Annotated in this window: 12 protein-coding genes; 11 read left to right on the top strand and 1 reads right to left on the bottom strand. The window is 33.5% G+C overall.

Translation table 11 applies throughout. From position 1 onward, the window contains the following. Nucleotides 1-452 precede the first annotated feature (452 nt). The 9 genes from J5Y03_RS01805 to yihA all read left to right on the top strand — a co-directional run bounded on the left by J5Y03_RS01805 (nucleotide 453) and on the right by yihA (nucleotide 12,835). The gene (locus J5Y03_RS01805) at nucleotides 453-1,472 is read left to right on the top strand and encodes a S66 family peptidase (RefSeq protein WP_209401824.1); all 1,020 of its coding nucleotides are present in this window, start codon (nucleotides 453-455) and stop codon (nucleotides 1,470-1,472) included. Nucleotides 1,473-1,628: 156 nt separating this feature from the next. Continuing rightward, on the top strand, nucleotides 1,629-2,000 hold the full coding sequence (locus J5Y03_RS01800; protein ID WP_209401822.1) for a DUF1801 domain-containing protein: 372 nt from the start codon (nucleotides 1,629-1,631) through the stop codon (nucleotides 1,998-2,000). Between the two features lie 241 nt (nucleotides 2,001-2,241). Then, on the top strand, nucleotides 2,242-2,796 hold the full coding sequence (locus J5Y03_RS01795; protein ID WP_209401820.1) for a DUF4240 domain-containing protein: 555 nt from the start codon (nucleotides 2,242-2,244) through the stop codon (nucleotides 2,794-2,796). A gap of 239 nt (nucleotides 2,797-3,035) precedes the next feature. Further along, a complete protein-coding gene (locus J5Y03_RS01790) occupies nucleotides 3,036-4,025 on the top strand; it encodes a hypothetical protein (RefSeq protein ID WP_209401818.1) in 990 nt (329 codons plus the stop codon). A 194-nt stretch (nucleotides 4,026-4,219) separates the two neighbouring features. Further along, a complete protein-coding gene (gene tig, locus J5Y03_RS01785) occupies nucleotides 4,220-5,503 on the top strand; it encodes a trigger factor (protein ID WP_209401816.1) in 1,284 nt (427 codons plus the stop codon). Nucleotides 5,504-6,082: 579 nt separating this feature from the next. Then, on the top strand, nucleotides 6,083-7,360 hold the full coding sequence (clpX, locus tag J5Y03_RS01780; protein WP_209401814.1) for an ATP-dependent protease ATP-binding subunit ClpX: 1,278 nt from the start codon (nucleotides 6,083-6,085) through the stop codon (nucleotides 7,358-7,360). A gap of 413 nt (nucleotides 7,361-7,773) precedes the next feature. After that, complete coding sequence (gene lonB, locus J5Y03_RS01775) at nucleotides 7,774-9,462, top strand: ATP-dependent protease LonB (protein WP_209401811.1); 1,689 nt, start codon at nucleotides 7,774-7,776, stop codon at nucleotides 9,460-9,462. A 467-nt stretch (nucleotides 9,463-9,929) separates the two neighbouring features. Then, nucleotides 9,930-12,254: an endopeptidase La gene (gene lon, locus J5Y03_RS01770; protein WP_209401809.1), complete on the top strand. Its 2,325-nt coding sequence runs from the start codon at nucleotides 9,930-9,932 to the stop codon at nucleotides 12,252-12,254. Continuing rightward, nucleotides 12,251-12,835 (top strand): ribosome biogenesis GTP-binding protein YihA/YsxC, encoded by a 585-nt coding sequence (gene yihA / locus J5Y03_RS01765; protein ID WP_209401807.1) that lies wholly within the window; start codon nucleotides 12,251-12,253, stop codon nucleotides 12,833-12,835. The genes lon and yihA overlap by 4 nt, the downstream gene beginning before the upstream one ends. A gap of 94 nt (nucleotides 12,836-12,929) precedes the next feature. Here yihA and J5Y03_RS01760 read toward each other — a convergent pair whose 3' ends face one another. Beyond that, on the bottom strand, nucleotides 12,930-13,412 hold the full coding sequence (locus J5Y03_RS01760; protein WP_209401805.1) for a hypothetical protein: 483 nt from the start codon (nucleotides 13,410-13,412) through the stop codon (nucleotides 12,930-12,932). A 207-nt stretch (nucleotides 13,413-13,619) separates the two neighbouring features. Here J5Y03_RS01760 and hemA point away from each other — a divergent pair, with 207 nt between their 5' ends. Next, entirely contained in the window at nucleotides 13,620-14,963 is a 1,344-nt protein-coding gene (gene hemA / locus J5Y03_RS01755; RefSeq protein WP_209401803.1) for a glutamyl-tRNA reductase, read from the top strand. Between the two features lie 9 nt (nucleotides 14,964-14,972). Then, nucleotides 14,973-15,806 (top strand): cytochrome c biogenesis protein CcsA, encoded by an 834-nt coding sequence (ccsA, locus tag J5Y03_RS01750; RefSeq protein ID WP_209401801.1) that lies wholly within the window; start codon nucleotides 14,973-14,975, stop codon nucleotides 15,804-15,806. The last annotated feature ends 9 nt before the right edge of the window (nucleotides 15,807-15,815 follow it).

The following is a 15,815-nucleotide window of genomic DNA, read 5'->3' as shown; positions in this document are numbered from 1 at the left end:
TAAACGGTTGAAATGAAGTAATCTTCTATTTAAATCGGACGCCCTTCAACCTTTTTGTTTAACTATATATTTTATTGTGATTTTCCTTCCAGTTCAGTTCGACCAATTTTCAACGTGGTTAAAAAAGGATTTTGATAGTAGTTCAACGAACACAATTAACTAGATAACTAGATGATTTACTTTGTTATTACGAAATGTTTTTTCTAAAAGATTGTTATTTTTAAAAGGCTTTGTGAAGAAACCTTCTAATAAAGAGATTAGTTGGAGTGGAAGGTGCGAGACTCCTGTGGGAGCAGCCGGGAAGGTGAGACCCCGCAGGAGCGATAGCGACGAAGAGGCTCACCGCCCGCCCCACGGAAAGCGAGTATCCTGGAGCGGAAACCCACGAACCTCTTGTTTAATAGAAAATATGTTTTCGAAAACACCTTTAAAAAAGAATGGGGGAAATAGACATGATCAAATATCCGTTTTTAGAAAAGGGAGCAACAATTGGTGTTACTGCACCATCCTCAGGCGTAGATGAAGAATTACATAATATGTTTAAACAATCCTGTGAAAGAATGGAAAAAGAAGGGTATAAAGTTGTTTGTGGAGAGACGGTTTGGACACAGGAGAAGGCTAAGTCTTCTAGTGCCCAAAAAAGAGCAAATGAATTTAATAACATGATGCAAGATGAAAACATTGATTTGATCATTCCGCCTTGGGGTGGTGAACTCTTAATAGAAATACTAGAAGAACTTGATTTTGAAAAGCTCAATAAGAAATGGATATTAGGCTATTCTGATACAAGTCTATTATTATTATTAGCAATTACTTTAAAAACAGGTATAGCTACTGCTCATGGAACAAATATAATAGATTTAAGAGGAGAATTTTCGGATGAAACAACAGCAATGTGGCAAAAAGTTTTATCAACCGAGATAGGGAATTCAATTACACAATATTCTTCAGATAAATACCAAAAGGAATGGCAGCATAGTAATCCATCTCCGTGTGTCTTTCATCTAACAGAAGAGACACAGTGGAAAACAATATCAACAGATAAAGTGAAAATCAGAGGTCGATTACTAGGAGGGTGTATCGATATTATTAGACATCTAATAGGTACGCCATTTGGTAATGTACATGAATTTAGGAAGAATCATATTGAAAACGAGCCAGTCATTTGGTATTTTGAAAACTGTGATTTAACCACTACAGATTTACGACGTTCATTAGTTCAAATGAAACTAGCAGGATGGTTTGAAAATTGTTCAGGTATTCTTTTTGGACGTAGTGATGCTAATCACCCAGTCGAAGATTATTTTATTGAAGATGTGTATACAGAACTTTCTAATGAATTACAAATTCCAATTATTTATGATATAGACTGTGGGCACCTTCCTCCTCAAATCACGCTTATAAATGGAGCGTTGGCAGAAGTTAAAGCTGAAAATGGCAAAGGGACAATTTTACAGCATTTTAAAGAGTAATGATATGAAGTCTTGAAGGAGTACAACTAAACTCACCACTTTTTATGGTGAGTTTAGTTTCATTGACAAATATACCTTTCTCAAAAATTTTGAAAGACTGTTTACTTACTATATGATAGATCGTACATAAAATGTTTTATTTAGGAGGAATAAGGTTTGAGTTCAACTTTACATTTTCAAGAAATATTTGATCGCTTAAGAATGATTCTACATAAATATGAAGAAAAGCTTGTAGTAGTAACAGATACACCATCATACTATTATTTAGATTCACCAAAAATAAATCCTTTAAATAAGAAGCCCAATTTTTTTGGCGCAGTTAAACTAAATAAAAATTACGTAAGTTTTTACTTAATGCCCGTATATGCATGCCCTTCGTTAGTAGAGAGTTTTTCGGAGGATCTAAAGAAGCACAAAAAAGGTAAGTCGTGTTTTAATATTAAAAAATTCGATAATTCCTTATTTGATGAGCTTGAAAAACTGACTGAAAATGGATTTGAGTTTTTTAAGTTAAAAGAACTAGTTTAGAATATAGATTTCAATGATGAATTAATCTACTTTCTTCATAAGTTTATATCCATAGTTATTAGGAATAGGGGGATGGAATCCAATTTTTACTTGAGGGTGCCATCTTTTTTAATATTTAAAGCTTTTCATTAACAGAATGAAAAATGCAAGTCTATAATGTTCCATAGGATTAAAATTGCTTTTCTAAAATTACATATGGTATGGTTTTTTAAGTTTGGATGAGTACATAGGAGGTAATAGTATGAAAGAAAAACAATTTTGGGAAATCATTTCTCAAATGCACCATATTGAAGAACCTTATGATTGGGTAATTAACGAACTATCTCAAAAAACGGAAACAGAAATAGCACAATTTGAAATTCAGTTTGAAAAAGCTTATATGAAGGCGTATAACTCAAACTTGTGGGGTGCGGCTTATGTTATTATGGGCGGATGTTCAGATGATTCATTTGACTATTTTAGAGGTTGGCTAATTGGACAAGGGGAAGAGGTTTATTATAAAACGATTAAGAATCCTGACTATTTAGCTGAATACATTTTACCAATCTATGAACAAGAAGATTTAGTTCCAGAGCTTGAAGAAATGTTGGACCTAGCTTTACAAGCGTATACTGTGAAAAAAACTGGTGACATTGAGTGGAACGATAAAATTTGGAATGATTTTAATAACATAGTTGAAGGCCTTGGTTATCATTATCCAAAAGTGGACATTGAGTTTGATTGGAAAGATGTGAATGACCTAAAGGAACGTTTTCCAAAGTTGTGGAAACGATTTGGAGAAAATCCATTAGGTTAGAGACTAAAAGTTGTTGTTATAAGGTTTTGTAATTTTAAAGACAGAAGATGATTGGAACGGAAGGGTGCTCGACTCCTTTGGGAGGCTCAGCTCACGCCCCAAGGAAAGCGAGCACCCTGGAGTGGAAATAAATCTACACATACTGAATAGCAACAATGTAAACAAATACAGCCCTGTTTTATGATATACTTTTTACTAATTATTAGTTCGAATGCTTTAATGAAGAGAGCGGTGAAAAAATGGATGATAATTTAGTGTTTTTCCCTAATTTAAAAGATCGGATCATTATGCTTGGAAAAAAAGCATTAGAAGAAAAAAATTTTAAGCAGGCGTTACTGTATTGTGATCAGTTAAAGGAATTGAATCAACATACTTCACAAACTGAGCTAGCTGCAGTTGCTTGTCTTATGGAGCAAGCTCGGCTAAAAGAGGCGAAACAAAGATGTGAAGAGCTAGTGTTTGGAGCTTTTGAAAGTGATGAAGCCATTGATATCTACATTAGTTTGTTAGTTCAATTGTATGATTTTAATGCAGTGCAATCTACCATAAAAGACTTAATGAAGGAAAATAGAATTAGTAAATCTCAAATGGAACAATATGAATCCATGCTTTCTCTTTCATCAAAAGTAGCAAAAAATGAGCAAGACCAAAGTGATGAAAAGGTTATTATGAGTTTATTTGATTCATCATCTTCTTATAGCGATCAGTTAATGGCTTTAAGTGAGCTTCGTAAAATTGAAAGTGCGAACTATATTCCTATATTAAAGAAGTTTTATTTAGATGAAAAAGCAAATCCGATTATAAAGAGTTTAGTTTGTTTTGTTCTTCAAGAACAGCAACTGAATACACAATTTATTGTGAAAAAGCTTGGCATGGAAATAACCTGGAACCCTATAGAAGAATTAAAAGAGCATGATGAATTTGTCAATAGTGTTGTCAAAAAGCTAACTAGTGTTTTGGAAAATGAGGATCCCTCATTACTTGAAATTGTATTAATGTTTTGGCAACATTTTATAACGATCTATTTTCCACTTCTTCCTAGTCCGCATAAAGTAAATGAATGGGCAGCAACAATGTATGTAATCGTTCATGAAAATTTTGATAGATTTATAGATGTGAATGAAGTAGAGAATCAATTTTCAGTTAATTTCAATGAGATTGAACCACTTGTTTCACAAGTAAGAGACTTTGAAAAACAAGGATTATTTGATGCATATACACTTACTTGACAATTTTCAACTAATTATACATTGGGAAATATTGAAACAGAATAGGATTGTGTTATAATAGAGAGGTTGTAATATCAATTTACTTACTTTATACAATACAGCAAATAAACAATCTCAATGTATAGATTGTCCATTGTATAAAAAATGATGAAGCACATAAGTGATTTAGACATATTATTTGGAGGGAAATAAAAATGACAGCTAAATGGGAAAAAGTTGAAGCTAACGTTGGAGTATTAACTGTTGAAGTTGAAGCTTCAGAAGTAACTAAAGGCTTAGACGAAGCATTTCAAAAAGTTGTAAAAACAATTAACGTACCAGGATTCCGTAAAGGTAAATTACCACGTCCAATTTTCGAACAAAAATTTGGTATTGAATCTCTTTACAATGATGCTTTAGATATCATCTTACCTGTAGCATACGGTAAAGCAGTTGAAGAAGCTGGTATTGAACCAGTAGATCGTCCAGAAGTTTCTGTTGAACAAATGGAAAAAGGTAAAACATTAATTTTCACTGCTAAAGTTACTGTAAAACCTGAAGTAAAATTAGGTGAGTACAAAGGCTTAGAAGTTGAAGAAATGGATGCAGCTGTAACTGAAGAAGATGTACAAGCTGAATTAACAAGACTTCAAGAACAACAAGCTGAACTAGTTGTTAAAGAAGATGGCGTAGTTGAAAAAGGCGATACAGTTGTTATTGACTTCGAAGGATTTGTTGATGGTGTAGCTTTTGAAGGTGGAAAAGGTGACAACTATCCATTAGAAATCGGTTCTGGTTCATTCATCCCAGGTTTTGAAGATGAATTAGTTGGTGCGAAAACTGGTGTTGAAACAGACGTTAATGTTACATTCCCAGAAGAATATCACAGTGCTGATTTAGCTGGTAAAGCAGCTACATTCAAAGTAACTGTACATGAAATTAAAGGAAAAGTACTTCCTACATTAGACGATGAGTTTGCTAAAGACGTTAACGATGAAGTTGAAACTCTTGCTGACTTAAAAGCTAAATTAAAAACTGATTTAGAAACTTCTAAAAAAGCACAAGCTGAAAACGGCCTACGTGATGCATTAGTTGAAAAAGCTACTGAAAATGCAGAAGTTGAAATTCCTGAAGTAATGTTTGATAATCAAGTTGATAACATGATCAAAGATTTCGAACAACGTATTGCTCAGCAAGGATTAAACTTAGATCTTTACTACCAATTCACTGGTACAAAAGAAGAAGATCTTCGTACTCAAATGCGTAAAGATGCTGAAATCCGTGTGAAAACTGATTTAGTAATCGATGCAATCATCGCTGCAGAAAAAATTGAAGCAACTGAAGAAGAAATGACAGAAGAACTAAATCGTTTATCAGAAATGTACAATATCCCAGCTGACCAATTAAAATTAATGCTTGGCGGTATGGATGCTGTTTCTGCTGATATCAAAATTCGCAAAGCTGTAGAATTATTAGTTGCAAGCAGAAAAGCTGCTTAATTAATAAATTTCAATGATAAAAGGGCAAGGCACGAATATTTCGTGCCTTGTTTTACGATTAAAGACAGTTTGAAATAAATAGTACAAAGGTCACGATATAGTTCAATGGGTTTATTTAACAAAGTGAAAATTAGATTTCCAGTACATACTATTTCTAGTAGTTTTTATCGAATTACTTTCAAATCATGTTGTTAACAAATACCAGTATCATTCTATTTTGTACTTAAGAATACATATGATAATATTCTATATATGGTTTTTTTATAAAATTAAAATCATATAATAAAAAATAATCTTTTAAATAAAGGATTATCTAAATAAAGTTAGAATATATATATTCTAAAAATTTAAACAATTTAACGAGTCTTTATCGTTGATTTGTTTAAGATGTATGCTATTATATAGCTACAAGTTACATAATTAAGTTAGTTTCATTACCATTTGACACTTTTCCAAGTGTCCATGGAATGTGTAAATATCAAGTTTCCAAAAGGAAAACTTGTGTTGCACGAATCGTCATACATACATATTGCTTACCGTTTATTTGAAACTGTGTAATTTTAAAAAGGGAGTGAACATATGTTCAAATTTAATGAAGAAAAAGGGCAGCTAAAATGTTCGTTCTGTGGCAAGTCACAGTCTCAAGTTCGCAAACTTGTTGCTGGACCTGGGGTATACATTTGTGACGAATGTATTGAGCTATGTACTGAAATAGTTCAAGAAGAACTTGCAAAAGAAGAGGAAGTTGAGTTTAAAGACGTTCCTAAGCCAAAAGAAATTTGTGAAATTCTTGATGAGTATGTAATTGGTCAAAATAATGCGAAGAAAAATTTATCAGTAGCAGTTTACAACCATTACAAACGCGTAAATTCAAATAGTAAAATTGATGATGTTGAACTTTCGAAAAGTAATATCGCGATGATTGGGCCAACTGGTAGCGGAAAAACGTTACTTGCTCAAACATTAGCACGTATACTGAATGTTCCTTTTGCAATTGCCGATGCTACTTCATTAACAGAAGCTGGATATGTTGGAGAAGACGTAGAAAATATTCTTTTAAAATTAATTCAAGCTGCTGATTATGATGTAGAACGTGCTGAAAAAGGTATTATCTATATTGATGAAATCGATAAAGTTGCACGTAAATCTGAAAATCCTTCAATTACACGTGATGTTTCAGGTGAAGGTGTTCAACAAGCCCTTCTAAAAATTCTTGAAGGAACAGTTGCAAGCGTTCCTCCACAAGGTGGAAGAAAGCATCCACATCAAGAATTTATTCAAATTGATACTACTAATATCCTATTTATTTGTGGTGGTGCGTTTGATGGTATTGAACAAATCATTAAACGTCGCCTAGGTAAAAAAGTAATCGGATTTGGTGGAGAGTCAGAGAAAAGTGATTTAACTTCGAAGGAAATTTTAAATCATGTTTTACCTGAAGATCTATTGAAATTTGGGTTAATCCCTGAGTTCATTGGACGTTTACCAGTGTTAGCAAACTTAGAACAACTAGATGAAGAATCATTAGTTGAAATTTTAACGAAGCCAAAAAATGCTCTAATTAAACAATATCAAAAGATGTTAGAGCTTGATGACGTTGAGTTAGAATTTGAAGAGGGCGCATTAACTGAAATTGCTAAAAAAGCAATTGAGCGTAAAACAGGTGCACGTGGTCTTCGTTCAATTATTGAAGGAATCATGCTAGATGTTATGTTCGAACTACCTTCACGTGAAGACATTAAAAAATGTATCATTTTAGCTGAAACTGTAAAAAATGGTGCAGCACCTAAATTAGTATTAAATGATGGTTCTTTTCTTGAACTAAAAAAACCAGAAAAGAAAAATAAATTAGCATAACATATAAGAAACCAAATGCCTCGTTGCATTTGGTTTTTTTGTCTTTTCTAAAGGGGTTTTATTTTAAAAATGCTCTTTTTAAGATTGTTGCCTTTAGGGTTTGTAATTTAAAAAAGGGAAGTGATTGGAACGGAAGGGTGCTCGACTCCTATGGGAGATGCGGGAAGGCTGAGACCCCACAGGAGCGTATGCGACGAGGAGGCTCAGCTCACGCCCCAAGGAAAGCGAGCATCCTGGAGGGGAAATCTTCGCATTCTTAAATTGCAACAAAGTTTAAGAATGCAGCCTTAAGTTATTACTTCATAACATCTAAAAAATAAAGTTGAAAGAAAAAGTTAATTACCAAATATTGTTTATTCCTCTTTTGCAAAGGAGATACTGAGAGTAATTTCTTCAATATTGGAGTGGTAATGATGAATTGGATGACAGTTATTTTATTAGCACAGTTAGCTTTAGGTACAGTTGTCGCTGTGTACTTTATTCATTTATTAAAAGGGCAACGGACAACAAAAATATCCATAGATAGAGAGTCAAAAAAGGAAATGGACCAATTACGTAAAATGAGGAATATTTCTTTAACAGTTCCGTTATCAGAAAGAGTAAGACCAACTAAATTTGATGATATTATCGGACAAGAAGAGGGAATCAAAGCACTAAAAGCTGCTCTTTGTAGTGGTAATCCACAACATGTTATTATTTATGGCCCTCCTGGTATAGGAAAAACGGCAGCAGCAAGACTTGTCCTTGAGGAAGCTAAAAAAAATCCTCAATCACCATTTAAAAAAGAGGCAGTCTTTATCGAATTGGATGCAACTACAGCTCGGTTTGATGAGAGAGGTATTGCTGATCCTTTAATTGGTTCAGTACATGATCCGATATACCAAGGAGCAGGAGCAATGGGACAAGCGGGAGTTCCGCAGCCTAAAAAAGGTGCTGTAACGGATGCTCATGGTGGGATACTTTTTATTGATGAAATCGGTGAGTTACATCCAGTTCAAATGAACAAAATGTTAAAGGTACTTGAAGATCGGAAAGTGAAATTTGAGAGTGCATATTATCAAGAAGAAAATCCAATGATTCCAGCACATATACATGAAATTTTCAAGCATGGACTGCCAGCTGATTTCCGTTTAGTTGGAGCAACTACTCGTTCACCAGAAGAAATGCCACCTGCAATCCGTTCGAGATGTTTAGAAATATTCTTTCGTGAATTAGATCAAGATGAAATTGAAAAAGTTGCAAATCGTTCAGCGGATAAAATTCAACTTACCCTTTCAAAAAATGCATTGGAAATTGTAGGTCAGTATGCAAAAAATGGAAGAGAATCAATTAATTTAGTCCAACTTGCTGGTGGGATGGTTTTAACAGAGGGAAGAAATGAAATAGAAGAACAAGATATGCAATGGGTTGTATCTGTAAGTCGACTTGCTCCTAGAATGGCAAACAAAATACCTGCTGCACCGAAAGTGGGCCTTGTAAATGGACTTGCTGTTTATGGAGCAAATATAGGTGCCTTACTACCTATCGAAGTAAGTGCGATGGAAGCGAAAGAAAAGGGGAAAGGATCTATTACGATTACGGGAATTGTTGAAGAAGAAAGTTTAGGAAATCGGGGCAAATCGATTCGAAGAAAGAGTATGGCAAAAGGTTCACTTGAAAATGTTACAACTGTTTTACGAAAACTTGGAGTGCTGATTGATGATTATACAATACATGTTAATTTTCCAAGTGGTGCATTGATTGATGGACCATCTGCAGGAATCGCGATGGTTGTAGGAATATTCTCTGCTATTAATAACATCCCAATCTTACATACAATTGCTTTAACAGGTGAAATCAGCATTCAAGGTGATGTGAAACCGGTTGGAGGTGTACCTGAAAAGGTAAAAGCTGCTATTAAAGCAGGGGCGACGAAAATTATTATTCCGAAAGATAATGATCAACCGATATTGCATGTAGAAGGTGTGGAAATTCTTCCTATGGATCGAATTGAGACTGTTTTACATGAGGTATTTAAAGATAATTGGAAAATAGAAAGGGAAGAAACTCCAGATGTAGAGCAACTCTCATTATTTTCAGAAGATCAAAGTCAATCGATGTAAAGTGATTAATTGAAAAATGTCTGAACTTACTCTAATAACTAACGATTAATTTCGTTATTCTCTGTTTATATTAGGGAGGTCAGGCATTTTTTTTATTTATGTGTTTTAATTATTTTGGCTCTTTTCTAAAGCTTCTTTTTTAAGGGTTGTTGCTATAAGGTTTTGTAACTTTAAATACAGAAGTTGTTTGGAACGGAAGGGTGAAGGGCTTCTGTGGGAGATGCGGGAAGGCTGAGACCCCACAGGAGCGTATGCGACGAGGAGGCTCAGCTCACGCCCCTAGGAAAGCGAGCATCCCTACGTTCCAATCAACTATCACATTCTAAAATAGCAACATTGTATACAAAAAAAGCCATTATTTCACATGGAAAGCAATTATTTTTTGAAAAATGCTTTTTTCTATGATTGTATTAGTTATATATGGTAATGTAAAATAACTAGATAGAACTATTGGAGGTGTAACAATTATGAAAGTTACAAGTGAAAAAGTAGTGCCCCTCCTACCGTTAAGAGGAATTAGTGTTTTTCCGTCAACCGTTGGACACCTTGATGTAGGAAGACCGAAATCAATTCAAGCGATTAAAGAGGCAGCTCAAAATAATCAATACATATTTTTGATTTCTCAATTGGATTCTGATACAGAAAATCCTGCAAAAGATGAACTGTATGAATTTGGTACAGTTGCGAAAATCACACAAAAAATGTCTTTATCAAATGGTACATACCGAATAACTGTAGAAGGTTTACATAGAGGTAAATTAGTAGATGTATTTGATCAAGATAGTTATGCAGAAGCACTTATAAAAGAGTATAAGGAAGACTGGGAAATAACGTTAGAACATAGAGCTCTTATGCGCACTCTTCTTCAGCACTTTAAACAGTATAGTAAGCTGTCAAAACGTATTCTTCCTGATACAATTGCTGGTATTGTTAAACAGGATCATCCTGGTAAATTAGCAGATGCAATAACAGATGCTATTCCATTAGATGAGCAGGAGAAACAAAAAATACTATCAACTTTAGATATAACTGAAAGAATACAAATGATTTTGAATTTACTTCAAGATGAGAAGGAACTCTTAAAACTTGAAGAAAAAATTGCTCAACAAGTAAAGAAAAATATTGATAAAACTCAAAAAGAATATTTCTTACGTGAGCAATTAAAGGTTATTCAACGCGAGTTAGGTGACCGTGATGGGAAAACTGAGGAAGTAGATAAACTATTAACTAGAATTGAAGAAGCTGGTATGTCAGAAACTACAAAAGAAGTGGTATTAAAGGAACTAGCTCGTTATGAAAAACTTCCACCATCTGCAGCAGAAGCAGGTGTCATTCGCAATTATTTAGAATGGATGGTTTCTTTACCTTGGTCTAAATCAACTGAAGACACTCTAAATTTACAACGTTCTGAAAAAATTCTGAACAGTGAGCATGAAGGTCTTCATGAAGTAAAAGAGCGGATATTGGAATATTTAGCAGTTCAACAGTTAACAAACTCTCTTCGTGGTCCAATATTATGTTTAGCTGGACCTCCAGGGGTTGGGAAAACGTCTTTAGCTAAGTCAATTGCGAACTCATTATCAAGAAAATTTGTTCGAATTTCATTAGGTGGAGTGCGTGACGAATCAGAGATTCGCGGACATCGTAGAACATATATTGGTGCAATGCCAGGAAGAATCATTCAAGGCTTAAAGAAAGCGGAAACGAATAATCCGGTCTTTTTATTAGATGAAATTGATAAAATGTCTAATGATTTTAGAGGTGACCCTGCTTCTGCAATGTTAGAAGTTTTAGACCCGGAACAAAATCATACATTTAGTGACCATTATATTGAAGAGACATTTGATTTATCAAACGTGTTATTTATTGCTACTGCAAATGATTTATCAACGATTCCAGGTCCTTTGCGTGACAGAATGGAAATTATCTCTCTTTCTGGCTATACAGAACTAGAAAAAGTTAGTATAGGGAAAAAACACTTATTTCCAAAGCAATTATCAAAGCATGGATTAAATAAATCGTCTGTTCAAATAAGAGATAATGCATTAGTTTCAATTGTTCGTCACTATACTCGTGAAGCAGGGGTACGTAATTTAGATAGAGTTCTGGCTAAATTATGTAGAAAAGCTGCAAAGATTATTGTGTCTGGGGAAAAACAGAAATTGATCTTTACTGATAAAAACATTGAAGAATTCCTTGGCAAGAAAACTTTCTCTTACGGGCAGATGGAAACAGAGGATCAAGTAGGTGTTGCGACAGGTTTAGCCTATACTGCATTCGGTGGAGACACGCTTTCAATCGAAGTATCGCTTTATCCAGGAAAGGGTAAACTATCGTTAACTGGTAAGCTTGGTGATGTAATGAAGGAATCGGCTCAAGCAGCATTTAGTTATATCCGTTCAAAAGTAAATGAATTAGGAATCGAGCCAGACTTCCATGAAAAATATGATATACATATTCATGTACCAGAAGGGGCAGTTCCAAAAGATGGCCCTTCTGCAGGGATCACAATGGCAACAGCATTAATTTCGGCATTAACAAATAAACCAATCCGTAAAGAAGTTGGAATGACTGGTGAGATTACACTTAGGGGTCGCGTTTTACCGATTGGTGGATTAAAAGAAAAATTACTTAGTGCACATCGAGCAGGACTAACAACAATCATTATTCCAAAAGAAAATGAAAAAGATTTAGAAAATGTTCCTGATACAGTAAAATCAGCATTAACGATTATACCTGTATCTCATTTAGATGATGTATTACGGTATGCAATAGTAGGAGTGAAGCAATGAAAGTAACAAGTGCAGATATCGTGATCAGTGCTGTAAGGCCTGCGCAATATCCAGAAACAAATATACCTGAAATAGCTTTAGCTGGACGATCAAATGTTGGAAAATCATCATTTATTAATAAAATGTTAAATCGTAAAGCGTTAGCAAGGACCTCTTCAAAGCCTGGAAAAACGCAAACATTAAACTTTTTCTTAATTAACGAGCAATTATTTTATGTTGACGTTCCAGGATATGGCTATGCTAAAGTGTCAAAAAAAGAAAGAGAAGCATGGGGGAAAATGATCGAAACATATATAACAACAAGAGAACAATTACGTTCTGTTGTGTTATTAGTTGATCTACGCCATGCTCCTTCAAAAGACGATGTCATGATGTACGATTTCTTAAAACATTATGAACTCCCAGTCATTATCGTTGCTACGAAAGCTGACAAAATTCCTAAAGGGAAATGGGATAAACATGCAAAGGTTGTAAGAGAAACCCTTCAAATTGAAGAAGGCGATGAACTAATCTTATTCTCTTCTGAGACAGGCATGGGAAAAGAAAAAGCATGGTCAGCGATTGAAAAAGCATGTAAGTAACAAAAGTGGAGCATGATTGCTTAGCTTCGAAAGGCATGCATAAAACAAAAGTTAATATCAAAAAATAAAGTCGCAATCCAGGTTGGATTGCGACTTATTTTTTTGAAAAAAGAAAATAACATCCGATTACTGCGATGATAATTGGCCAATACTGCTGAAAAGATGAAATTTGTGTTTGTAATGAACCAAGCATTGTGGATAGTTTTTCGTTAAATAATAAAAATAGTCCGATAATGAAAAGAATAACGCCAGGTAACAAATCGGCTCTTGTTTTACGACTTTGAAGAATCATACCAATCGAAATAAATAAAATTAAAACTGACCAATGATGTGGCCAAAAAGAAAAATGTTTTAATGCATAAAAATGAAATCCAAATCCGAATACAACGATACCAGGGAAAATATAATAATACTCTTTACCTTTAAATGCTTGAACTAAAAGAGCTATTGATGTAATAAACAGAGGTGTTGTCCAATCGTTAAAAGATTGTAGCGAAGCAATATGCCACTTTGAAATAAAATAAAAAAGACCAAATCCAATTAATAAAATTCCTAGAAATAAACGATTTTTCCTCATTTAAACTCTCCATTACGATTTATTATAAATAATAACTTTCCTTCAAAAAGTATTGTATAATAGAAAAGGATAAAAAAAGGTGTTACAAATTACAACAAATTACTACATTTATGATAGCATATGAAGATAAAGTATAAATAGTTAATTAGATAGATAATTGGCAATTTTATTTCGAGTGATAACACATTTAAGGGGGGCCTTAAAAGAATGCATATTATTACAATCGGTATTAATTATAAAACTGCCCCAGTAGAAGTTCGTGAGAGGGTAGCATTTGGAGAATCTGAGTTAGCAAATGCAATGCAACAATTAAAAGAAGAAAAAAGTATTTTAGAGAACATTATTGTCTCAACTTGTAATCGAACTGAAGTGTACGCAGTTGTAGATCAATTGCATACAGGGCAATATTATATAAAACGTTTCTTACTAAATTATTTTGGTTTACAAGAAGACGAGCTTTCTCCATTTTTATCAATAAAAACAGAACGAGAAGCAATTCAGCATTTATTTTATGTAGTAAGTAGTTTAGATTCAATGGTTGTTGGTGAAACTCAAATTTTAGGTCAAATAAAGGATAGTTTCCAATTATCTCAAGAGCATAATTGTACTGGTACAATTTTTAATCAATTATTTAAACAAGCGATTACATTTGCTAAAAAAGTTCATTCTGAAACAGCAATCGGTGAAAATGCTGTTTCTGTTAGCTATGCAGCTGTAGAATTGGCGAAAAAAATCTTTAACGATCTTAATGATTGTCATGTACTAATTGTGGGTGCTGGTAAGATGGGAAATCTTGCCCTTCAAAACCTTTATTCAAACGGTATTAAAAAGATTACTGTTATCAATCGAACTGTAGAAAATGCAGTAAATCTAGCTACTCAATTTAACGGTGTAGGTAAAGGCTTTAATGATCTTGAAGAATCTCTAAAAGCAGCTGATATCGTGATTTCTTCAACTGGTGCAAAAGAGTATGTCATTACGTCTTCTATGATTAATCGAATTGAAAAGGGTCGAAAAGGTAAGCCGTTATTCTTAGTGGATATCGCAGTACCACGTGATATTGAGCCTTCAATTCATAAAATAGGAAATGTATTTTTGTATGACATCGACGATTTACAAGGAATTGTTGCGGATAACTTAGCAGAACGTGAAAAAGAAGCAGTGAAAATTAAACAAATGATTGGTACTGAGATCGAAAACTTCAATCAATGGGTGAATATGTTAGGTGTTGTTCCTGTTATTACAGCATTACGTGAAAAAGCATTATCAGTTCAGGCTGAGACAATGGAAAGTATTCAAAGAAAACTACCGCATCTTTCTGAACGAGATTTAAAAGTACTTCAAAAGCATACAAAAAGTATTGTTAACCAGTTATTACGTGATCCAATCATGAAGGTAAAAGAAATGGGGATTTCAAATAATTCTGGAGCTGAACTAACTCTTTTTAAAGAGATCTTTAACTTAGTTGATGAGCCTGAAGAGAAAGAATATGCTCAAAAACAAACACAATCAGAATGGAATCCTACCAAAGCTTATTTAGGGAATATTTAAGGTTTAATGATGCATCTATTTCAAAGTAGTTTCATTTATCACTTCATCATTCTCTTGTTTGTTTGGAGTATTGTTTTTTCTTTTATCGATTTTATTGATTCGAATAAAATTGCTAATCAACTAGCATTTTATTTACTAGGCATTGTGTGGTTATTCTCAACAATTTTTATTTGTTATACATTGTTTAAGACAGACTTTTATACTTTAATAACCTCTAGAGAAAGTCTGTATGTTTATGTTTGGTCAGTCATTACGATTTCTTTAATTATTAATCGAGTTGTGAAATTAGATTATCTTGTATTTTTTACAAATGTTGTAGCATTTTTAGTGTTTGCATTATCGATTTTAGTACCTAGAGTAGGGAAGACCGCAATATTATTAAATCAGCTAAAATCTGATTTGTTATATATTCATATTGGATTAGCGTTTATAGCGTATGGTTCATTTACATTATCCTTTATATTTTCAGTAATGTATTTGTTTCAATACCAGCTTCTGAAAAAGAAAAAATGGTCGGTTCATTTACGAAAGCTCGGAAATTTAGCTAAGCTTGAAAAAATGGTTTATTTATGCAATTTAATAGGCATCCCTTTTCTTATTACTGCCTTAATACTAGGCTCGATCTGGGCAAGTATACGAATTCATTCGTTTGTTTGGTATGATCCAAAAGTGATTGGTTCGTTTTTTGTGTTACTAATGTACGGTGCATTTATGTTCTTAAAGGTTCGAAATTATTTATACGGTAGAACATTAACGATATATAATATTTGTTGTTTTTTATTACTATTAGGAAATTATATTCTTCTAAATTTTTATTCTTCGTTTCATATATGGAATATATAAGGAGTTATC

Source organism: Gottfriedia endophytica (assembly GCF_017814275.1).
Taxonomy (GTDB): domain Bacteria; phylum Bacillota; class Bacilli; order Bacillales; family Bacillaceae_G; genus Gottfriedia; species Gottfriedia endophytica.
Note: the sequence above shows the minus strand (reverse complement) of the source record. Positions and strands in the feature narration are given on the sequence as shown.